Here is a 21,637-nt window from a genome sequence, read left to right on the forward strand (position 1 = left end):
TTACAAACTTAATGGAATTCCCGCATAGAAATTCAATAGTTTAAGACTAAAAAGATAATTATATTTTGCCTGCGCTACTGATCCCTGTGCATTTGCATAATTGTTTCTGGCCACATTGACATCATAGATAGTTGTTCTTCCTGCAGCATAACTTTTGTCAGCAAAATCAAGAGCCAGCTTGGAGCTTTTCTCTGCTTCTACAGCGGCCAGATAATTTTCATAATTGGCATCTGCATCAAACTGAGCTTTCTGAACATTCTGCCTTACCGACTGTTTCTGCTGTTCTAATGTATTTTTGGCTAGACTTTCGTTTATTTTAGATTGTTCTACCTGAAGCTTTGTGATTCCTTTATTGAAAATAGGAATATTTACAGAGATACCGGCCTGCTGACCAAAGTTATCTTTATACTGTTGAAAAAAACCTTTTTCTTTCACATATACAAACTCATTCCCTATATTATCCGTATTCAAAAGGTTGTTATAGAAGGTTCCGATTCCTGCACTTGCCGTTACAGTAGGCCAAAAAGCGGTCTTGGAAACCTCTGTCTGAGCTTCTGCTGAATTGATTCTGCTTACTGCTGCTTTTATCTGAGGTTGACCTTCATAAGCGATCGATAAAACCTCATCTACCGATCTGAGCTCAGGAGCCAGCTGATCCGGAACAGTAACATCTTCAACATCAAAATCCTTATAATCAGGCAACTGTAAAAGTTGCACTAATGCAAAAAGGCTTCGCCCTACATTGACTTCTGCTGTTTTCAGATTCTGTTTTTCTCTGGCTAAAGCGGCTTCTGCTTCTGCTAAAACAGTTTGTGCTGTTGTTCCAACACTTGTTGTTATTTTTGCCCTGTCAAATTGTTTTTGAGCATTGCTGACAGCACTTTCAGAAATTTTTACGATTTCTTTATTCAACAATGTCGTTAAATACTGTTGAGCTATTTGTAACGAGATATCATTTTTAATGGTTTCAATATCATACAGGCTTGCCTCAACATCAAACTGGCTTTTTCTAACCGTTTTTTCAAGTCTGCCATTGTTGTACACCAAAATATCCGCTCCAAGACTGGCATTATTACTAAATCTGTCGTTTCTCAAACTTCCCGTACCAAAAGATGTCTGTCCAAAACTTACTGTATTTCCAAAACTTCCGGAAACAGATGGCAGATATCCTTTTTTTGCAATTTTAAGATTGGCGTCCTGTGACTGTTTGTTATACTGATTTTGGATAACCTGAAGATTATGCTCCACTGCATAGCTTACACATTCTTTTAAGGACCATTTTTTCTGAGCGCTCAACCCCAGATAACCTAATCCAAAAACGATGATCCAAATTTTTTTCATATTGTATATGTTTATTTGTTTTTTAATGGTCATATGCAATCGTGTCAGCTTCATTGGTATTCTAACTTATAAACCACAACGATTTCATATTAAGATTTTTCAATATTAGACGAATTAAATATAAAAAAGTTACAGATTGAAAAATTATATTTTATTTTAAAAAAACTTTTGAGAATTTTGCATCATGACAAACGAACAATACCAGGAAGCTATCGACTGGCTTTTTGTACAGATGCCCAACTATCAAATTGATGGACAGAAGGCTTATAAACCCGGATTAGACAATATTACAAAGCTCTGTGCTTTCTTTGGAAATCCTCAGGATAAGATCAGATGTATCCATATTGGGGGCACCAACGGAAAAGGATCTTCCAGCAATATGCTGGCTTCCGTTCTTCAGGAAGCAGGTTATAAAACAGGACTATACAACTCTCCGCACCTTATAGACTTTACTGAGCGTATTAAGGTGAACGGGAAAAACTGTGATAAGAAATTTGTCTTTGATTTTATTCAAAAACTAAAAACAATTCCGGAAGATATCCGGCCTTCTTTTTTTGAATTCACCACCATTATGGCTTTTGAATACTTTTATCAGCAGAAGGTAGATTTTGCCATTATTGAAGTAGGATTAGGAGGAAGACTGGATTCAACCAATATTATTAAACCATTGATTTCTGCTATTACTAACGTCCAGCTGGATCATCAGAATATACTTGGTGATACCATCGAAGAAATCGCGATAGAGAAAGCAGGGATTATTAAAAGCAATATCCCTGTTATTTCCGGTGACGAAAATGAATCAGTTAAAAAAATCATCAGAGATAAAGCAATCAAAGAAAACGCTCCATTTACAGATGCTACTCTGATCAATACAAGTCTGGAATCTGATTTGAAAGGAAATTATCAGAAAAAGAATATCCGGGTCGTAGTGGTGGCAGTGGAAGAATTAAGAAAAGTGGGTATTTCTATTTCTGACCAGGCTCTTGAAAAAGGACTTCTCCATGTTCATCAGAATACAGGATTCATTGGCCGCTGGTTTGAGTTTTCTAAAGATCCGCTTACCATTTGCGATACGGGACACAATCAGGCAGGTTTGGAGTATGTTTTTTCACAGTTAAATTCAATTGACCGTCACAAGCATGTCATTTTGGGGTTTGTGAATGACAAAAAAATAGATGATGTGATGAAATTACTTCCTGAAAATTCTGAGTTCTATTTCGCAAAACCATCGGTCAACAGAGGAAGGCATCCGGAAGATTATGAAAATCTGCTTCAGGAGGCGAAAATTTTTTATAAAATTTTTGATTCTGTACAGGAAGCGTATCTATCTGCAAAAGAACGATGTACAAACGAAGAAATGATTTTTATTGGCGGAAGCAACTTTGTAGTGGGAGATTTTTTAGAAAAAAATTTGGAGATTAAGGAATAAGTCGTATATTTGCACCACTCTAAACAAGAGAACAAGTCTAGAGGGTTCTTAGCTCAGTTGGTTCAGAGCATCTGGTTTACACCCAGAGGGTCGGGGGTTCGAATCCCTCAGGACCCACAGAAAAGGAAACGAAACCTTTCAAAAAAATTCGGGTTCTTAGCTCAGTTGGTTCAGAGCATCTGGTTTACACCCAGAGGGTCGGGGGTTCGAATCCCTCAGGACCCACAAAAAATCTCTCAGATTTCTGGGAGATTTTTTATTTATCCCTAAGCAATTTGGAAGTCCCCTCTCTACTTTCCTTATATTTATTTACCTTTGTCTGCATCGAATTGGCCAGACGTGCAGGAACTTCATATTATATCATTCAATTATCCCTACCCTCCTTCTTATGGCGGAATCATTGATGTATATTATAAGATCAAGGCATTATCTGACTTGAGAATCAGAATCCATCTTCACTGTTTTATTGATCAGATTCCCGAAACAGTTGATCCGGAAGTTAAAGAGATTACGGAAACTATATTTTTTTACAAAAAGAAAAGGAATCCTCTTCTCTATTTTTCAGGAATCCCATTCGCGGCAGCCATAAGAGATTCTGACCTTCTTCTTAAAAATCTGGAAAAAATCAAAGCTCCTATATTATTTGAAGGATTGCAGACCACTTATATTGCAAAATTCCTGAAGGATAAAGAGTATCAGCTCTATCTTCGCTACCATAACAACGAATCTGAGTATTATAAAGGTCTTTCATTGTCTGAAAAAAACATCTTTAAAAAGATCATTTATAAAATTGAGTCGTTAAAGTATTCCGGATATCAGAAAAAACTTTTAAAGAAATTTGAAGCCGTATTCTGCCTGTCTGAAAAAGAATATCATGAAGTTGAATCCTATTCGGCAAATGCCCATCTGATTCACATCTTTCATGGTAATGAGTCGGTAAAGATATTGGATACAAAAGGAAAGTATTTTCTTTTTCATGGAGACCTTACCACCGCTGATAATAAAAGAGCATTGAATGAAACTATTGATTTATTTAAAACACTTCCGCAATATCACCTGGTTGTCGCCTCAGATCGCGCCAGTGAAGACATTAAAAGAAAGATTTCGACAGTTGAAAACATCAGCCTTGCTCCCATTCAAACCAACGAAAACCTACACCGCCTTCTGAAAGATGCGCAGGCTAATATTCTGATCTCTTACCAGAACTCAGGAACTAAGGTAAAGCTTTTTAATACGCTTTATAACAGCCGTTTTGTGATTATCAATGGAAATATTACAGATGATTCTGTTTTGATGAATCTGTGCCTGTATGGAGCTGACATGAACGAAATCCGCCAGCAGATTATCACCTCAGCTGAAAAAGAGTATCATGATACCGAAAAGAGAAAGGAAATCTTAGATAAAACCCACTCCGATAAAGCGAAAGCCAAAGAAATGGTAAAGATTATTTTTAAAAATTAACCCGATCCACCACCTTCTGGATATTAAACTCTTCAAGACAGGCCCAATCTCCTCTGTAACATTCTTTATCCCCAAAAACAGAACAAGGTCTGCAGGTAAGATCTTCGACCTGAACAACATCATCTTCACTTTGCCCGAATCCTAAAAATCCCGCATAAGGATGAGTGGCTCCCCATATAGAAACGCATCTTGTTCCTACAAGACTTGCAAGGTGCATGTTCGCTGAATCCATGGAAATCATGAGCTCCAACTGAGAGATCTGATTGAGTTCTTCGGTAAGATTCAATTTTCCGGAAAGATTTTTTGTATTGGGAATTTCGCTTTCCCATTTTTCAAGCGTTTCTGTTTCTTTTTTACCTCCCCCAAAGAAATACACCTTATGTTTTCTGGCCAGAATTCTTGCCAGCTCGTATGATTTTTCCAAAGGAAGCATCTTTCCTGTATGCTGGGCAAAAGGAGCAAGACCAATTCCTGATTTATGATCTGAGACCGGCCTCAGTTGATGTGAAAGTTCTACTTTAAACCCCATATTACGAAAAACATCCGCATAGCGTTCCACTGTTTTTTTCAGCTGTACTTTTTCCAGGTTCCAGACATCGGTAAGACGCTCTTTCTCTTCTTTGCCTTTATCAATTTTGAAAACCTTAAATCCTTTCCTTCTGTATATTCTATCTAAAATTTTGGTGCGGATTACATCATGGAGATTGGCAATACAGTCCGGGTGAAACTCACGGATCAGTTCATTGCTCAGTTTTCTCAGTCCAAACAAACCTTTATAATCATCCAGATCAATCCCTTTAAAGGTTACATTGGGAATTCCTGCAAACAGTGCCTCAAAATTTTTTCTGGAAACCATAATTATTTCCACGCCGGGATTCTGCTCCAGAAACTCTCTGAAAACAGGTACAGTCATCGCAACATCTCCAAATGCGGAAAAACGATATGCTAAAATTCTGGTCACCGTTATGATTTCAGTTGGTAAGCAACTGCATAAAACTTAATCTGCTTCGTCATCGCCATCAATCCGTTGGCTCTGGAAGGAGAAAGAAATTCCTGTAGTCCTATTTCTGAAATAAACTCAAAATCAGAATCCAGGATTTCCTGAGTGGAATGGCCACTGTAAATACTTACTAAAAGAGAAACGATACCTTTTGGTAAAATACCATCAGAATCTGCATTAAAGAACAGCTTCCCATCTTTGAATTCAGCATCAATCCAAACTTTACTCTGACAGCCTTTAATCAGATTTTCTTCCGTTTTTCTGTCTTCCGGCAAGCCTTTCAGTTCTTTTCCAAGATCAATGATGTACTCATACTTTTGCTCCCAGTCTTCAAGAAAAGCGAATTCGTCGATTATTTCCTGCTGTTTTTCTTTAATGGTCATTTTAAATCAATTTCTTTTGCAAAGATAACCAATTTTGTAAAATTTATTGACGGGATGCTTTTTCAAAAAGCTGCAGGATTTTCGTTTCTTCATTTTCCCAGCAAAATACATCTGCAGCCTTATTCAATTCGTCCTGATAATACAGTCTCCCTTTTTCGAGCACCCTATTGATTGCCTTCTCGATTGTTTCCGGCTGATGATCAGAGACAATTTCTCCTACATCAAACTGATTCTTTATCCTTTGCATCTCCGGGAAATTAATCATGACAAGAGGTACTCTTGACTGGATATAATCACAAACCTTATTAGGAAGTGAGTAATAGTAACTCACGCCGTTATTTTCCTCAAGGCTAAATCCCACATCAGCGGTTTTGGTTATCTCCCTGAGATTTTCCGGTTTCAGTTTACCCAGAAAAAATACTTTATCCTGCAACCCCTCCTGAGCGACAAGCGTTTCATATTCTTTCTTTTTAGGACCATCACCGGCAATTTTCAATACAGCATCTTTAATGTGATGCATCGCCACAATCATTTTTTCTATTCCTCTGGATTGATTAATCGCTCCCTGATATAAAATAATTTTAGGATGATTTTCCTGAATTTCGGGTGCCGAAAGGATTTTTCTCGGAATATTTCTTACCACTACAGGGTTGACACCATATTGTTTATGAAACCATTCGGCATAGCTTTCACTTTCTGTCATCATCAGTTCCATATGAGGAACCAGTCTTCTTTCAAGGACTCTCCAGAATTTCTGTGAAAACCTGTTCTGGACCGATGGCATTTCCGTGAAAATTTCATGACTGTCGAAGACCAAAGGAATGTTCAGTTTTCTGGAAATGAGATAATTTGGCAGAAGAGCATCAATGTCATTGGCATGAAGAATAGTATCTTTGTCCGCTTTTTTCTGCAGCTCTTTATATAATTTCCAGTTGAATTCAAAATAAGCAGTCTTCAGGCTTTTAGATTTCAATGATATTCTCGAAAAAGGGTAAGGACGCTCCATTTTTTCATTCCCCTGCCAGTCATTCCCGATCAGATTGATGGAATATCCGTTATCAAAAAGGGTTTTGCAAACCTTTTCGATCCTCTGGTCAGTATACAGATTACTAAAAGCTGAAGTAATTATTTTTTTCCTCATTAACTCTTTTTACCTAGTATTAAATGATAGATCTGAATGAAGCAGATTAACCCATTTGGAATGATAACCGGCCAAAGCGGACCGCTGAAGAAGCCATAAATGACAAAACAAAAGCAGCCAATCATATTGACAATTCTGATTTTTCTTACATCTTTCAGTATGAAACTCAATACAATAAAAAGAGAAGCAGAATAGCCGATGTAGGTGGTTATTTCAGGATTCATGGGAAAAAATTAAGGATAACAAACTTAATCATTTTCAATAAGATAATAAAATTTTTTCTGCCATAAAGTCATTAATTGATTTTTGGTAAAATATTTGTAATTTAGATAATGAATAAAAGGTAATGTTGCCTTTGTTCTAATGAGATATATTATGGATTATAAGTTTTCACAAGGTTTGAGCCAGGTGTTCAAACAAAGCAAAAGCGAAGCTAAAAGGCTGAAAAGTGAATTTCTTAATACAGAACATCTACTTTTAGGTATTATAAAAACGGAAAACTCTGCAAAAGAAATCCTTCAAAACCTTAATGCGGATTTAACACAAATCAGAAGAAAAATTGAAACTTTAAATACAGCAAGTCTTAATCCTATTTCTGAAGAGGTTACCAATATTTCTTTCACCAAGATGGCAGATCATGCCATTAAGCGTGCAGAGTTAGAATGCCGACAATATAAAAGCAATGAAATTAATACCGTTCACCTGCTTTTAGGTATTCTTTATAAATATGAGGATCCTACTTCAAATATTCTGGGAGCTTATGACATCGATTATGAGGGAGTTTCAAGAGAGTATCAGACTATGCTTAAAAATTCAGGACAGACACCGCAGATGAGTGCTTATGATGATGATGATGAGAGAGAAGAATTTGAGCAAATGAGAAAGCCTACAGGAAATTTAGGCTCTGCAAAAAGTAAAACGCCTACACTGGATAACTTTGGTAGAGACCTTACTTCTTTGGCAAGAGACGGAAAGCTGGACCCAGTGATCGGGCGTGAAAAAGAAATTGAGCGAGTTTCTCAGATCTTATCACGAAGAAAGAAAAACAACCCTCTTCTTATCGGAGAGCCGGGAGTTGGTAAATCTGCCATCGCTGAAGGTTTAGCGTTAAGAATTCAACAGAAAAAAGTGTCAAGAGTTCTTTACGGAAAACGGGTGATCACCCTGGATCTGGCCAGTTTGGTTGCCGGAACTAAGTACCGTGGCCAGTTTGAGGAAAGAATGAAGGCCATCATGACGGAACTGGAAAAAAACAGAGATGTCATCTTATTTATTGACGAGCTTCATACGATTGTAGGAGCGGGAAGTTCTACCGGAAGTTTAGATGCTTCCAATATGTTCAAGCCGGCTTTGGCAAGAGGTGAAATCCAATGCATCGGAGCAACCACTCTTGATGAATACCGTCAGTATATTGAAAAAGACGGGGCTTTAGAAAGAAGATTCCAGAAAGTAATGGTGGAACCTACTTCTATTGATGAAACGATTCAGATTCTGAACCAGATCAAAGATAAGTATGAAGAACACCACAATGTAATTTATACTCCTGAAGCTATTGCGGCATGTGTCAATCTGACATCAAGATATATTACAGACCGTTTCTTACCGGACAAAGCTATCGATGCAATGGACGAGGCAGGTTCACGGGTGTATATCAAAAATATGAAAGTTCCTACTGAAATCATTGATTTTGAAAAGAAAATCGAAGATATCAAAGAATTGAAACAGAAAGCAGTAAAAGCTCAGGATTATCTTGAAGCAAGAAAGCTTAAAGATGAAGAGGAACGCCTTCAGATGGAACTGAATGCAGCCCAGGAAAAATGGGATAAGGATGTAAAAGAGAAAAAAGAAACCGTAACGGAAGAGAATGTAGCAGAAGTGGTTTCGATGATGAGTGGAGTTCCTGTAACGAAAGTGGGCAAGAACGAGCTTGATAAACTTGCCGGAATGGATGGAAATCTAAATGGAAAGGTAATCGGCCAGGAAGATGCTGTGAAAAAGGTTGTTAAGGCAATTCAAAGAAACAGAGCCGGTCTTAAAGACCCGAACCGTCCAATCGGTACATTCATTTTCTTAGGAACAACAGGGGTTGGGAAAACCGAGTTGGCAAAAGTAATGGCAAGAGAGCTTTTCGAATCTGATGAATCTTTGATCAGAATCGATATGAGTGAATACATGGAAAAATTCGCAGTTTCAAGATTAGTTGGTGCGCCTCCGGGATACGTTGGATACGAAGAAGGAGGTCAATTAACAGAAGCCGTAAGAAGAAAACCTTATGCTGTGGTTCTTTTGGATGAGATTGAAAAAGCGCATCCTGATGTATTCAATATCTTGCTACAGATTTTGGATGAAGGCCATGTTACGGACAGTTTGGGAAGAAAAATAGACTTTAGAAATACCATTATTATCCTTACGTCAAACATTGGTACAAGAGATCTTAAAGATTTCGGAGACGGTGTAGGATTCGGAACTTCTGCGAAGAAAACATCTTCGGATTCAAGAGCAAGAAGTACCATTGAAAATGCACTTAAAAAAGCATTCTCTCCTGAATTCCTGAATAGAATTGATGATATTGTGATCTTCAACTCTCTTGAAAAAGATGACATCAAGAAAATCATTGATCTTGAACTGAACAAACTGTACAGCAGACTTGAAAAATTAGGATATAAAGTTGAATTGACTGAAGAAGCAAAAGACTTTATCTCTGAGAAAGGCTGGGATAAGGATTTTGGAGCAAGACCATTAAAACGAGCTATTCAGAAATATATTGAAGATTTATTGGCAGAAATGCTGGTAAACAAACAGTTATCTGAAGGCGAGACCGTAGTTCTTGATCTGAATGAAGCAAAAGACGGATTGATCGGAAAAACGCAGAAAGCGAAAAAATCGACAGAAAAGTCTTCTCAGTCTTAATTAAGTAAATAATTTAATTTTCAAATAGAAAAGCACCGGCAAAAATCCCGGTGCTTTTGTTTTTTCAGATTGATTGATGGCGTTATTCAATCATTTCAGAGAGTTTTTTATCTTTCATTTTTAAAAGGCGGCTTAAAGAAATAAAATGAGTAAACCCTGAAAGAGGAACGCCAAATAAGGGTATCAAAATCAGAGGCAACTGAATAATCGGAGCCATTTCATTATTTCCTGTGATGGTAAGAAAAACGCCTGTTCCTACAGCAATAATAAAATCAAGCAAACCAATGATATTAAAAATATAATAATTTAGCTTGGTACGCCCGAAAACAAAGACCGATGCGGCAAGACTTCCTGAAATAATATCACCATAAGCAGCATTATGGATAAATGTTTCAGATAATTTTCCGGTATAAGAAATAAAAATCCAGCCTGCAAAAATCCTCCAAACATGGAAAAGGGTAATCCCTTTTAAAGGAATTGAATCGGAAAAAGCCTTAAAAGACGGTTTTGTCTGATAAATAAAAATCAATCCCAAAAGAATCAGGGCGATCAAAACTCCAAAAAGTGGACGCGGAATAAGACTAAAAATATTAAAAAAACCTAATAAAAAACTCCCCGCTCCCCAAAAGATCATTATAATCCCAATACGCTTTTCCAAGCCAATCTGTTGAATATTTTCTGTTTGCATAATGTATAAATTTATTATGCAAAATTCAGCTTCATAAATTGTAAAAACTTTGCCAATTGGCAATTTTTCAGGTTGTTTTTCTCAATCTGCTTAAAGAAGTATTTGTAATTCCAAGATAAGATGCAATAAATTTTAGCGGAACATGCCTGAAGATATCCGGAGATTCTGAAAGTAAGTCTTCATATCTTTTTTCTGACTTTTCTTTAATCATAGAAATTGTCCGTTTTTTCAACTCTGTAAATCCTCTTACCAAAATAGCCCTACCAAACTCTCTGAACTCCGGCAATGTATGAAAGAGTCGTTGGCACTTTTCGTATTTTCCGATCCAGACCACACAGCTTGTAATGGCTTCTATATTTTCCTTTGATGGTTTCCGTTGAAAATATGATTCCACTTCAAAAACCATTTCATCAGGCTTGAAAATATTTGTAGTTACCTCATTGCCATCAATATCCAGCACATAAGAACGCATATATCCCTTTTCGAGAAAAATATAATCAGAATTAATACTCCCTTCTCTTAAAGTAAGCTGATACTTTGATAAAATTACAGGTTCGAAATTGTCAGCGATAAAATTTGCGGTAAAATCAGATACAGGATACGTTTTTTTGATGAAGCTTACTAAACCATTATTTGAAAGATTTTTGACATCCATATTGCTCATAGTATTTTAGCAAATTTACTCCATGATACGATCAAAACATCTCAATAAAATTACAATCCCACCACGAAACCAATATTCGGCACCAAACCACTGGAAAAAATACTCGAATTTTCTTTCCAAAGCACATTATACATAACCCCTATCTGCATAAAGGAATGATTTCCGATCCGCTGCATATATCCTCCTCCAAGATACAATGCATTTTCCTCCGTATTGTATTTATAATCGTAGTATTTATCCCTGTAATCGATAAAATAATGTTGATAATTGGCTCCTAAATAAAATGACCGGGCAAAATAATAATTGACAAAAGGTCCTACTCCGAACATTGTGGATTTATAAGAATTGGAGGTCTGCCAGGATACAGTTCCTACTACCCCACCTTCAAGATCATCAGTAAGCCTGTAACCCACTCTGGGCGAAGCGGACAGATTGAAAGAGCTGTTACTCCCGAATCCTAATCCGATACCTCCTCCGAAAGTCCACCTGTTGTTTTCCTGTGCCTGGGTACTCACCGAAACCTGGGAAAAAGCTGATCCTGAGCAGATCAGCATCATAGAAATAATAAACTTTTTCATATCTAGAGCTATTTTGTTTTGATGATATTTATCCATTCCTCCACTTGTTTATCCATGCAGGAAAATGGTGACAACGATTACCATCGTTTTTATCAATGTTTAAAATTATGGTTTTTTTGCGAATTTTTTAGTTGTATTTTTGCCGCATCAAACTAAGAACTCCCGTTAAGAGTTTCGTAAAATTGAAATACAATGAAAATAGTAGTAGGCCTCTCCGGAGGTGTAGATTCTAGTGTTACAGCATATCTGCTGCAGCAGCAAGGCCATGAGGTCGTGGCTTTATTCATGAGAAACTGGAACGATGCTTCCGTAACATTAGAAGATGAATGTCCCTGGATTGAGGACAGTAATGATGCCCTTATGGTGGCACAAAAGCTTGGAATTCCTTTCCAGGTGATAGACATGAGTGAACTTTACAAAGAACGTATCGTTGATTACATGTTTGCCGAATACGAAAAAGGCAGAACTCCCAACCCTGATGTACTGTGTAACAGAGAAGTAAAATTCGATGTATTTATGAAGACCGCAATGTCTTTAGGCGCAGATAAGGTCGCTACCGGACATTATGCAAGGGTAACCTCCACTTTTGATGAAAACGGTAAAGAAATTTTCCATCTTCTGGCTGGAAAAGACAACAATAAGGATCAGTCTTATTTCCTTTGTCAGCTAAGTCAGGATCAGCTTTCTAAAGCATTATTCCCTATCGGAGAACTTACAAAACCTCAGGTAAGAGAAATTGCAAAAGAAATCGGGCTGGTAACAGCTGATAAGAAAGATTCCCAGGGGCTGTGTTTTATCGGAAAAGTGAGCCTGCCCCAGTTTTTACAGCAGCAATTAAAACCTAATGAGGGGGAAATCGTGGAAATTTTCAAAGATTCACCTCTGTTTTTGGAAGAAAAACCTGAGTTTTCGTCTAAAGAAGAAGAGCTTGAGTATCTATCCAGAAAAATCCATTATAAAAAATCTGACGGAAAAGCAATCGGGAAACATCAGGGAGCCCAGTTTTTCACGATCGGACAAAGCAAAGGCCTTGGAATAGGCGGACACAAAGAAAGCTGTTTTATCATCTCCAGAGACATGGAAAACAACATCCTTTTTGTAGGAGAAGGAAGTCATTTCCCGGGACTTCACAAAAAGGCCCTGAAAATTGATAATTCTGAACTGCACTGGGTACGTGAGGATATGAGACTTCAGAATGGAGGATCTATGGAAGTAATGGCCAGATTCAGATACAGACAGCCTTTGCAGAAAGCAACACTGTACCAGTTTGAAAATGCATTTTATATTGAATTTGATGAACTGCAGTCTGCTATTGCTGAAGGTCAGTTTGCTTCATGGTATATTGATGAAGAGCTTATCGGCAGTGGCGTGATTTCATAGGAATTTTTGAGTTTCGGGATCCGGGGAGTCAGATTGAGATCGTTTTTTAAGAAATAAATTTTACAATTTTTCTGTAACGTTTTTTAAGTTGTCTTACTTACTGAGTAAACAATAAAAATACGACTATGAAAACATTTTCAAAAAACCAGTATGCGTATGCAAACAATATTCTGATTACCATTGTATCTGCTATTTTTGGCTATAATCTTTATCAGTTCATTGTACATCCGGAAAATTCGAATATCGCGATCAGCCTCATATTAGTGGTACTGACTTCGGTTATGGTTAGAAGGTATGGCTACAAACCTGCGAATGAAAAGAATAAAGATATTTGAGATCAACAGCTTATTATAAAGCCCGGAACATTTTTGTTTCGGGTTTATTTTTTAATAATCTCTCTATTTCATGTTTTTGTTGACCTGAGCAGGCATAAGAGCCACTGCAACAATACATTCTGCAATTAAAATCATAACCAGAAATCCAATGGGTTTCCCCAATGTAATTCCCCGGACCAGCTTTATCATTCCCAGCAGAAAAATAAATCCAGCGAAATAAAATGTTTCTTTCGAAATTTTTTCTCTCAAGGAATTGATTATAAAAACCGAAGCATAGAAACCAAGAACCAGAATAATATAGAACGTAAGAAAATCAGGTCCTTTAAGTGTAACGGGGTTCAATGTATGACAGGTTACCCAAAGCCACACAAGGCTTATTATAACTGAAGCTGAATGAATGACGATCTTTTTCATTATAATTAGTTTTTTATCCGCCGCACCCCCCACATCCACCGCAACCGCCTCCACATCCGCCTCCTCCGCTGCAGCCTGATCCGCCACAACTGCTTCCGTCATTGCTTTGCTTATCTTTTCTGTTAGGATCAGAGACTTCCTGATCTCGGGTTATGGATACAATCGCTCCCAGAATAAAAATTACCACAAATACCCCACCTGTGATGAATAATCCGGCGAAACCATTTCCTTCCGTACATGAGAACAGCATCAGCAAAAGAAAAATCCAGACAAAAGAAGCCATTTTTCTTATCCACGACTGTCCTTCAGATTTTTTTCCAAGATCTTTCCAGATTTCTTCAGGAGCTTCCTGTTGAAATACAGTCTGATAGCCTGTAAGGGTTTCTTCAAACCAGTTCTGATGTTTTTCTTTTTCTGCGATCCCTCCTTTCGATGGATGATGATGAAGCGGTTTTTTCAGAATATTCGGGCAGAATTCTTCCCAATAGTTCTGGGTATAGATCAGGTGCATGTGCCATACTTTATCCACTATTTTGCTTGGAGAAGCACCGTTGGGAAGGACACAGCAGAGATAAACAAACTTTTTATATTCTTCTATTGCCTTTCTTGCAAAATCAAGGCTCCAGCTTTCTTCTTTTGCCAGTTTTTTTGAGAAAGGAAATTCAGCACCGGGAGCATCCAGAGAAAACTCCTGTATTCTGGTCCAAAGGAATGCATCTTTTAATACCATTTTTGTTTCCATTGTTTTACATTTTATTTTCTATTCAAATATCAATGGATCCTATAATATAAAAGTCTTTAAAAAATCTTTTCAGGTTTGATAAAAGCCTTAAATTAGTCTTATAAAATCAATCCATGAAAAAAGAAGATATTCTGCACCTTGAAAAGCTTATGAATTTCTTAAGCCGCCACTTTTTAAAGAAAAACCACTGGGAGGATGTTACTAAAACCGAATGGTCCTATATAAGTGCCGAGCTGAATGAAATGATTATCAATGACCAGTCAGAGAAAACGATAAGAAAGGAACCGGATCTACTGGGAACGAATTATCTGTATGAGCATCTGATCATCAATAAGCTGAAGAAATACAGGCAGAATGAAAATGCTGTACTGAGCAGGCCTAATCTTGCCAAGCTAAGTCTAATTGTCAGAGTTCTGGGGTATTCGAATTACATAGACTTCATTAATTCCAATACGGAAACCTTCAATTTTAATGACCTGAGGATTGATATGAATAATGTTAATCTGAATACGGCTCTTCTGGACCGTTTGGTGGGCTGCTGGTATTCTTATAACAGAAATCTGCCAGACAATCCTTTAATGGCAAAAGAAGACCGTATATGGCGTTCTGCTATGGAGATTTATAAATCTGAAACAACCGGAGAATATTTTATTGAAAGGAGCGGTGGTGACCACCATAAATATTTTGGAAAAGTAACAGCCTATTCAGATTATGTATTCATCATCATGAACAGCAACACTTTTATCCGGCAGAGACATTTTATTTCAAGGATAAAAGATATTAAAGAAAAACTTAAGAACCCAGACTATAAGCTCCACGAAATCCACTTTATAAGCACCTGTATCAGTTTTAACCAGGAGCCGATTGCCCTGTTTGAAATCTTTAGAAAAGCAGACCGAAAAAATTTCATTTCGGATTCTATCAGTTTTCCGATTGACAGTGATGAAATCCCGGAATCTATTGTGAAACAACTTGAAGACACAGAGTCCAACAGAATTGATTACAGATAGTTAAGATATAAAAAAAGCCGTCAGAAACGTGGACACCAAAGGATGTATTCTATTTCTCTTATGCCTGGAATACATTTAATCATTCAAAACCAATAGATTACAGCAATAATTCTTTAACTTAATAGTTTTAATTATGAACCCATCAATGACCTCGTTATGGAATATTGTGAACTGCATGAAGTTTTGAAGAGTCATTTTGATTCCGGAAAAGACAGGATTGAAATAAAAGAGCTGAATGTAACCATTGAGGCAATTCCTTTTGAGTCCAAAGTTTCTGACCTGCTCTATGGTTCGGAGCACCAGCATTGCAGTAAACATCAGCAAGCTCTGGAAATCAACGAAAAAGGATACCTTTTTTATAATCACCCTACAATAGACCTCAAAGATTTTGATATTGAATGCAATAAAAAGTTTGAATATTATATTCTGAAGAGAGCCGATATTGAAACGGCAGATGGATGCATATTCTTTTTTCACGGGCTGAACGAGAAGAAATGGGACAAATACCTGCCATGGGCTTATGAACTGGCCCAAAGGACCAAAAAAGCCATTATATTGTTCCCGATCGCTTTTCATATGAACCGTGCAGAGCCTATCTGGAGTGACCGTCATCACATGATGGAAGTCGTTAGTTTCAGGAAGAAAAAGTATCCTGAAAACATGAATTATTCCTATGTAAATGCTGCTATTAGCTCCCGGCTGGAAGCCCACCCTCAAAGGATGTTCTGGTCCGGGCTTCAAACCTATTCTGACGTTACTGAAGTTGTGAAAAACATTAAATCCGGTACAATTAAAAGCATTGCCGCAGAGGCAAGCCTGAATCTGTTCGGATATTCTATAGGGTCCTTTCTTTCCATGATCATTAAAATGGCTGATCCCAATGATTATTTTACTCAGGCAAAAGTATTCTGTTTTTGCGGAGGAATGACCATCGACAGGATGTTTCCGATATCAAAATACATTATGGATACTCAGGCAACGGTCAAGATGCAGTCTGTCTTTACAGAACTTCTGAGTTCAGATTTTAAATCAGATTCCCGCTTGAAACACTATCAGACCGATGCATTACATTCACAGGAAAGCTGGTTCAAAAAGATGCTGCGGTATAATTTCTTTCAAAAAGAACGGGAAGAAAGAATTCGGGAGATCCAATCTCAGATCAAAGCTTATGTCTTGGAGAAGGACAGTGTTGCTCCTCCTATGGAAGCTTTAAATACACTGCAGGGAGGCTACAGGAATATCGATGTTGATATTGAAATCAAGGATTTTCCGTACGAATATTCTCATATGGTTCCTTTTCCTCTTACCCATAAGCATAAGAAAGACGTCACGGAAGCCTTTCACCATTTTATAAAATCTGCCAGCGATTTTTATGGCAGTTGATCATTCTCCTTTTTTAGGGATAAAAGATGGAAAGGAATAGTTTGAAAAATAATAATATAAGATCCATGGTTTTTGTTTTTAGCTTTTATTTATCAACTGACTAGCCAGTCTTTGAAATCTTTCACCCGGTCTCTGCTTACCGTAATTTCCTCTTCAGGCTGAAAATCCAGATCCACTTTGTAATACGGTGAAGTATGAATGTTTCTGATATAATCTGAACTGATAATAAACTGCCTGTTGACCCTGAAAAACTTTTTGCCATCGAGAACATCTTCGAGCTCATCAAGCGTAAAATCTGATGGGTAAGTGCGGTCTTCCGTCTGAAGATAGACGATTTTATTTTCACTGAAAAAACAGCTTATTTCATGAGTCTGTATAATTTTAAGGTTATATCCTATTTTAACAAGAACTCTGGAAAGGGTAGATTTTTCTTTTCTGATCAGCTGTTTGATATCCTGAGAAGCATTGGTATCATTTGCCGGAATGAACGATTTGAACTTTTCTATTGCCCCTTCGAGATCTTCATCAAGGATGGGTTTTAAGAGATAATCAATACTGTTCAGTTTGAATGCTTTCAGTGTATATTGGTCAAAAGCTGTTGTATAGATAATGAAACCTTTGGTAGGTACTTTTTCAAAAATATCGAAAGAGAGACCATCACCCAAAACAATATCGGAGAAGATCAACTGAGGATGTTCGTTTTCAGAAAACCAGGCAACCCCCTCTTCTACTGATTCTATTTTAGCAACGACATCTATTTCAGGAAAACGACCCAGCATTCTTTCCAATTTCCTTGAAGCAGGTTTTTCATCTTCTATAATGACAGTTTTGATCATTGAGCTTTAATTTTGGTTTTCAGATTTTAGGAAATAAAGGTAGAGAAAAGCAGACAACTTTTAATAATCTATTGGCTTTTTCTCTTTTCTCATTTCTTTTTCAATCATATGTCTTTCCCACTCAGAATCAAAAAGAAACAGTTTTATCGCTTTTACAAGAAGGATAAGTCCCCATATTCCAAGTATGGCATATCTGTCAAATAATTGGATTCTGATTATCTTTTCATCAAATATATCATCAGGAGCAATAAGCACAGCAACGACTGTAAATATGAAAATACTTCTGTAGAATTTTTTGATGTTTTGAGTTCTTGTGTAAGCAGTTTGGTAATCCATGATTGTATAATTTTTAAGTTATTAGGGTTAAAATGTTTTTATTTTTGGTTTTTCTTCTTTATCCATCAGTTCCTTTATTTTTCTTTCCTCCCATTCTTTACCGATTCCATAGACATTAACAGCATGAAATGCAAGTCCGATCCCCCAGCCCAGTGCAGGCCATAAGAACCATAAATAACCCGGTGCAGTAAGAATATTCAATATGGCTAAAAAAGGAATTACAAGACAGTAAGAAGTAAGATTTCCATAAAACTCTTTCAGTTCTTTTACTCTTCTTGAGGCTTTTCTGTAAGCTATCGTTTCTTTGTTGGGTAAAATTTCCATAATGTTTTGTTTTAAAGGTTAATTTGTTTTTCTTGACTCAAAGATACTTCAAGGAAGAGCTCAAATCAATTTTATATTACCGAAGGGTAGAAAATGATATCCGAATGGTAAAAACTTGTGATTAATGGAATATTCGTGTGAAATCTCTAAATTTCCTTGTTATAAAAAGCCTGGAATCAGTAGATAAAAGGGATCAGTTTCTTTGTACTTTTCCTGTACTCAATGTATTCATCCCCGAACTGTTCTACTAAAGCCTGTTCTTCAATTTTAATTCTATAGCTAAAAGCTAAAAAAGGAGGTATAAAAGCGAAGATTAATGACAGCCAGTTGTTTAAATACAGTCCAAGTCCAAGTGAAGTCAGCAGCGAAAAAGCGTAGGAAGGATGCCTCAGGTATTTATAAAATCCTTCTTTTTTGATTTTATGGTCCTGTCTGATGGTAACATCCACCGTAAAGTATTTTCCCAGAGACCTGATAATAATGTACCTGAAAATAATCCCGGCAAGAATGAAAAACTCACCAAGGTAAAGAATCCAGTGATCTTTATTGATTGAAAAACGGGTATTATAGGATATGATTACTGAACTCATGATGGAAAAAGGAATGGCTAGCCATAAGATATTCAGAGTAGATCTGTCTTTGTCTTTTTTATCTTCTTTGCCGGATTTCAGCATGTTTTTATACAATATCTCTGTAAGAAACCAGACAACCATTGAGATGTAAAACAGAATGGATAAAGTGTTCATTTTCTACGGGTTTAAGGTTATGTTTAGATGAAATGACAGATCACTAACCTGCAGAATATCACAATGCAATTTTGATGTTTTATTTTCTAATGATCTTTCTTCTTGTCTATGATTTCACGGATTTTATCTTCCTCCCATTTTTTTACAGCTCCTATTTTGGGTAAGAAAACCGCCGCCGCATGAGCCAGAAGCCCAATTCCCCAAAAAGTGGCAGTAAAGAAATTTTTAAACTGAAAATAGCTTTCTCCGGGTTCCAGATGTGAAATATTATAAAAAACAATAATAATGTTTACTGCCACATAAACGAATACATGTCCATAAAACCCGGTCAGTTGCTCTACCTGTTTTTTAGCCTGCTGATATTGAATATCATCTTCATCGAATTTTTCCATTGTTTCTGTTTTTTTGTTGATTCATAATTTCCCTTATCTTCTTTTCCTGCCATGATTCCCCGATTCCGAAAATTTTGAAAGCCCTGAAAGCCAAAACCATTCCCCATGCTAATGCCGGATACCAAAACCAATATTCTCCCTTACTGGTAAAAAGATTGACAAAGAATAAAAAGGGAATAATAATACTGAACGTAATCAGGCTGGAATAAAACTTTTTCATTTCCCTAACCCTCTTTTGAGCCCTTTTATAAGCAGCAGCTTCTTCTTCAGGTTCTTCATTGGAAACTTGAGGCTTAACCAAAAGCATCGGAAGCTTTACTTTAAAATGGTCCTCGGACTTTTCTATGAAGACATTCCGTTCTGTAAGCAGAGAATAGCGTTGTACAATATTGGCAAGACCAATCCCGGAACTTTCTTTGATCTGCTCTCTTACCTGCAGATTGTTTTCAATGCAGAGGGTATTTCCATCTGAAAAAATTCTGATAGTAAGTGGTTTTGATGATGTCGCAAAATTATGTTTGATACAGTTTTCCAACAGCAGCTGTAGAGAAAGCGGAACCACATATTTCTGATAATCTTCCCTGGGAACATCAAAACTAAAATCCACACTGTCTTCAAACCTTGTTTTTAGAAGGTCACAATACGTTTTAGCAAATTCTATCTCATCTTCCACCGTCACCATCTCTTTATCTTTCTGTTCAAGTACATACCGGTAAATCTTTGACATTGAAGCGGTAAACTTCTGGGCCTGCCGGGGATTTTCATCAATCAGAGAGCTTAACACATTCAATGAATTAAAAAGGAAATGAGGGTCCAGCTGGTTTTTTAAACTCTCAAACTGAGCATTGGCAGATTTGGCAATAAGCTTCTGTTCCACCACCTCTTTTCTGGAAGTCTTCTTCAGTTCTTCCATAAAGCTTTTCGCATGGAGAAAAGCAGATATGAGCAGGGCAATATTGATCATAAACCAATTGGTAACTCCATATTTTGATGAAAAAAACTCTTCTGCAGTAGCTGTTTTCTGAATAACAACATAGTTCATATAATTGCAGAAATAAACCAGAATGAAATTCCCGATAACAATCGAAATGATGCTTAAAACGGCCCTTGTACGGGTAGCTTCTGACCAGGGAAATTTTTTATTCAGAAATTCATTGATAAACCCGTTCCCAAATCCCAATACAAATGAGTACATCGTAGAAAGAAGCAGTGTGATCATAAAAGTCCGGAAAGTCTTTTCATCATTGAAAAACAAAAAGAAAAACAATGTGGTTCCCAATGATGTCCAAAGTAATGTTGTAAGGTATTTACGCTTCATGATCTGTTTTCTTGACTCAAAATTAGCTTTTATTAAAGGTATCAAAAATTAATTCTTACCGAAGGGCTTATTTTCCTCTCTGAATGGTATAAAAAAACCTTCACGGATGAAGGTTATATGAAAAGGGAAAACTATTTTACTTTTTCTGCCGGAAGACTTAGAAAATAATCAGCTTCTGCTTTTCCCCAGCTTGGATCCAATGCAGTTTTTGGCTTGTAGGCTTTAAATTTTGCCTGAGCATCTTTAAACATTTCCAAGCCTTTGGTTTTACTCCCTCCGTATTGTTCAGGGGTAAAATAAGTGTCTTCTGCTTTGATAAGAGCAATCCTTGGATTTGAAGGATCCAGCTTTTCTGCAGTACTAAGTTCCTCAGAAGCTCTTGCTCCGTCTGTCATGTAACGTTGCGGAGGATTCACCATCATTCTCAAAGAATAAGACATTTTTCTCAACAGGTGAATTTCTGCATTATCTGCTCCTGCCAGGTTCTGAGCCATTGAAAGATGTTTTTCAGCCTGATCTGCGATAACATCCAATTCCTGCATTTTTCCTTCTCTCATCAGGGTTCTCCCTTTCTGAATTAAAGAAAATGCAGCATAGTATGCCGGAAGCCACTTTGTACTTTCTTTACTTCCTATTCTCTGGAAATCGTTGGACAGCGCCTGGAAATCTTCCGGTGTTTTACAGGTTTCTATCTTTGCTATTTTGTCAGACATTATTTTGTCATAATCTGCCTGTGCAAAAGCCGTCAGGCTCATACAAACTAAAGCAAAGCTTAAAAGGTATTTTTTCATGAGATCTAATTTTAAAAGTTAGTGATGTTTGTTGG

The 21,637-nt window shown here is 37.0% G+C and carries 24 protein-coding genes and 2 tRNA genes; 9 read left to right on the plus strand and 17 right to left on the minus strand.

Annotated elements, in window-relative coordinates; genetic code table 11:
* Positions 1 to 1,341, minus strand: coding sequence for a TolC family protein (locus tag CRS_RS08030; RefSeq protein ID WP_142723541.1), 1,341 nt, complete (start codon positions 1,339 to 1,341; stop codon positions 1 to 3).
* Positions 1,342 to 1,525: 184 nt separating this feature from the next.
* Between CRS_RS08030 and CRS_RS08035 the strand changes: the two genes are divergently transcribed.
* The 4 genes from CRS_RS08035 (at position 1,526) to CRS_RS08050 (ending at position 4,231) form a co-directional block, all read left to right on the plus strand.
* Positions 1,526 to 2,770 carry a folylpolyglutamate synthase/dihydrofolate synthase family protein gene (locus tag CRS_RS08035; protein WP_142723542.1) on the plus strand — a complete coding sequence of 415 codons (1,245 nt, stop codon included), beginning with the start codon at positions 1,526 to 1,528 and terminating at the stop codon, positions 2,768 to 2,770.
* Between the two features lie 42 nt (positions 2,771 to 2,812).
* Positions 2,813 to 2,887: transfer RNA gene (locus CRS_RS08040), tRNA-Val, on the plus strand.
* Between the two features lie 33 nt (positions 2,888 to 2,920).
* Positions 2,921 to 2,995, plus strand: a tRNA-Val gene (locus CRS_RS08045).
* Between the two features lie 90 nt (positions 2,996 to 3,085).
* Positions 3,086 to 4,231: a glycosyltransferase gene (locus tag CRS_RS08050; protein WP_142723543.1), complete on the plus strand. Its 1,146-nt coding sequence runs from the start codon at positions 3,086 to 3,088 to the stop codon at positions 4,229 to 4,231.
* Here CRS_RS08050 and CRS_RS08055 read toward each other — a convergent pair.
* From CRS_RS08055 to CRS_RS08070, 4 genes are read right to left on the minus strand one after another with little or no spacing between them, the layout of a single operon-like run.
* The gene (locus tag CRS_RS08055) at positions 4,221 to 5,144 is read right to left on the minus strand and encodes a glycosyltransferase family 9 protein (protein ID WP_142723704.1); all 924 of its coding nucleotides are present in this window, start codon (positions 5,142 to 5,144) and stop codon (positions 4,221 to 4,223) included. The genes CRS_RS08050 and CRS_RS08055 overlap by 11 nt on opposite strands.
* 50 nt (positions 5,145 to 5,194) lie before the next feature.
* Positions 5,195 to 5,614: a SufE family protein gene (locus CRS_RS08060; protein WP_142723544.1), complete on the minus strand. Its 420-nt coding sequence runs from the start codon at positions 5,612 to 5,614 to the stop codon at positions 5,195 to 5,197.
* A gap of 43 nt (positions 5,615 to 5,657) precedes the next feature.
* Positions 5,658 to 6,755, minus strand: a complete 1,098-nt coding sequence (locus tag CRS_RS08065) for a glycosyltransferase (protein WP_142723545.1) — start codon at positions 6,753 to 6,755, stop codon at positions 5,658 to 5,660.
* Positions 6,755 to 6,979 carry a uroporphyrinogen decarboxylase gene (locus tag CRS_RS08070; RefSeq protein WP_142723546.1) on the minus strand — a complete coding sequence of 75 codons (225 nt, stop codon included), beginning with the start codon at positions 6,977 to 6,979 and terminating at the stop codon, positions 6,755 to 6,757. Before CRS_RS08070 ends, CRS_RS08065 begins: the two co-directional genes overlap by 1 nt.
* A 151-nt stretch (positions 6,980 to 7,130) precedes the next feature.
* Between CRS_RS08070 and CRS_RS08075 the strand changes: the two genes are divergently transcribed.
* Positions 7,131 to 9,665: an ATP-dependent Clp protease ATP-binding subunit gene (locus tag CRS_RS08075; RefSeq protein WP_142723547.1), complete on the plus strand. Its 2,535-nt coding sequence runs from the start codon at positions 7,131 to 7,133 to the stop codon at positions 9,663 to 9,665.
* Between the two features lie 82 nt (positions 9,666 to 9,747).
* Here CRS_RS08075 and CRS_RS08080 read toward each other — a convergent pair whose 3' ends face one another.
* The 3 genes from CRS_RS08080 to CRS_RS08090 form a co-directional block, all read right to left on the minus strand.
* Entirely contained in the window at positions 9,748 to 10,353 is a 606-nt protein-coding gene (locus CRS_RS08080; protein WP_142723548.1) for a hypothetical protein, read from the minus strand.
* Positions 10,354 to 10,420: 67 nt separating this feature from the next.
* A complete protein-coding gene (locus CRS_RS08085; RefSeq protein WP_142723549.1) occupies positions 10,421 to 11,017 on the minus strand; it encodes a Crp/Fnr family transcriptional regulator in 597 nt (198 codons plus the stop codon).
* A gap of 50 nt (positions 11,018 to 11,067) precedes the next feature.
* Positions 11,068 to 11,595, minus strand: coding sequence for a hypothetical protein (locus tag CRS_RS08090; RefSeq protein WP_142723550.1), 528 nt, complete (start codon positions 11,593 to 11,595; stop codon positions 11,068 to 11,070).
* Positions 11,596 to 11,787: 192 nt separating this feature from the next.
* On the opposite strand from CRS_RS08090, the gene mnmA reads away from it, so the two are divergent.
* Together mnmA and CRS_RS08100 are read left to right on the plus strand one after the other, a co-directional pair.
* Positions 11,788 to 12,975: a tRNA 2-thiouridine(34) synthase MnmA gene (gene mnmA / locus CRS_RS08095; RefSeq protein WP_142723551.1), complete on the plus strand. Its 1,188-nt coding sequence runs from the start codon at positions 11,788 to 11,790 to the stop codon at positions 12,973 to 12,975.
* Positions 12,976 to 13,100: 125 nt separating this feature from the next.
* Positions 13,101 to 13,310: a hypothetical protein gene (locus CRS_RS08100; protein WP_142723552.1), complete on the plus strand. Its 210-nt coding sequence runs from the start codon at positions 13,101 to 13,103 to the stop codon at positions 13,308 to 13,310.
* A gap of 63 nt (positions 13,311 to 13,373) precedes the next feature.
* Here the strand turns inward: CRS_RS08100 and CRS_RS08105 are convergent, their stop codons facing one another.
* Together CRS_RS08105 and CRS_RS08110 are read right to left on the minus strand one after the other, a co-directional pair.
* Positions 13,374 to 13,724, minus strand: a complete 351-nt coding sequence (locus CRS_RS08105; RefSeq protein ID WP_228451210.1) for a hypothetical protein — start codon at positions 13,722 to 13,724, stop codon at positions 13,374 to 13,376.
* 13 nt (positions 13,725 to 13,737) lie between these two features.
* Positions 13,738 to 14,466, minus strand: coding sequence for a hypothetical protein (locus CRS_RS08110; protein ID WP_142723553.1), 729 nt, complete (start codon positions 14,464 to 14,466; stop codon positions 13,738 to 13,740).
* Positions 14,467 to 14,579: 113 nt separating this feature from the next.
* Here CRS_RS08110 and CRS_RS08115 point away from each other — a divergent pair, with 113 nt between their 5' ends.
* Positions 14,580 to 15,476 carry a hypothetical protein gene (locus CRS_RS08115; RefSeq protein ID WP_142723554.1) on the plus strand — a complete coding sequence of 299 codons (897 nt, stop codon included), beginning with the start codon at positions 14,580 to 14,582 and terminating at the stop codon, positions 15,474 to 15,476.
* Positions 15,477 to 15,632: 156 nt separating this feature from the next.
* A complete protein-coding gene (locus CRS_RS08120; RefSeq protein ID WP_142723555.1) occupies positions 15,633 to 16,859 on the plus strand; it encodes a DUF6051 family protein in 1,227 nt (408 codons plus the stop codon).
* A 92-nt stretch (positions 16,860 to 16,951) separates the two neighbouring features.
* Here CRS_RS08120 and CRS_RS08125 read toward each other — a convergent pair whose 3' ends face one another.
* From CRS_RS08125 to CRS_RS08155, 7 genes are all read right to left on the minus strand, one after another.
* On the minus strand, positions 16,952 to 17,695 hold the full coding sequence (locus tag CRS_RS08125) for a LytTR family DNA-binding domain-containing protein (RefSeq protein ID WP_142723556.1): 744 nt from the start codon (positions 17,693 to 17,695) through the stop codon (positions 16,952 to 16,954).
* 60 nt (positions 17,696 to 17,755) lie between these two features.
* Positions 17,756 to 18,031, minus strand: a complete 276-nt coding sequence (locus tag CRS_RS08130) for a 2TM domain-containing protein (RefSeq protein ID WP_142723557.1) — start codon at positions 18,029 to 18,031, stop codon at positions 17,756 to 17,758.
* 27 nt (positions 18,032 to 18,058) lie between these two features.
* Positions 18,059 to 18,355 carry a 2TM domain-containing protein gene (locus CRS_RS08135; protein WP_142723558.1) on the minus strand — a complete coding sequence of 99 codons (297 nt, stop codon included), beginning with the start codon at positions 18,353 to 18,355 and terminating at the stop codon, positions 18,059 to 18,061.
* A 176-nt stretch (positions 18,356 to 18,531) separates the two neighbouring features.
* Positions 18,532 to 19,101: an isoprenylcysteine carboxylmethyltransferase family protein gene (locus tag CRS_RS08140; protein WP_142723559.1), complete on the minus strand. Its 570-nt coding sequence runs from the start codon at positions 19,099 to 19,101 to the stop codon at positions 18,532 to 18,534.
* 86 nt (positions 19,102 to 19,187) lie between these two features.
* A complete protein-coding gene (locus CRS_RS08145) occupies positions 19,188 to 19,493 on the minus strand; it encodes a 2TM domain-containing protein (protein ID WP_142723560.1) in 306 nt (101 codons plus the stop codon).
* Complete coding sequence (locus CRS_RS08150; RefSeq protein ID WP_142723561.1) at positions 19,477 to 20,811, minus strand: histidine kinase; 1,335 nt, start codon at positions 20,809 to 20,811, stop codon at positions 19,477 to 19,479. The genes CRS_RS08145 and CRS_RS08150 overlap by 17 nt, the downstream gene beginning before the upstream one ends.
* 131 nt (positions 20,812 to 20,942) lie before the next feature.
* Entirely contained in the window at positions 20,943 to 21,602 is a 660-nt protein-coding gene (locus CRS_RS08155; protein WP_142723562.1) for a hypothetical protein, read from the minus strand.
* Positions 21,603 to 21,637: the final 35 nt, after the last annotated feature.

Source organism: Chryseobacterium sp. ON_d1 (assembly GCF_006829085.1).
Classification (GTDB): Bacteria; Bacteroidota; Bacteroidia; order Flavobacteriales; family Weeksellaceae; genus Chryseobacterium.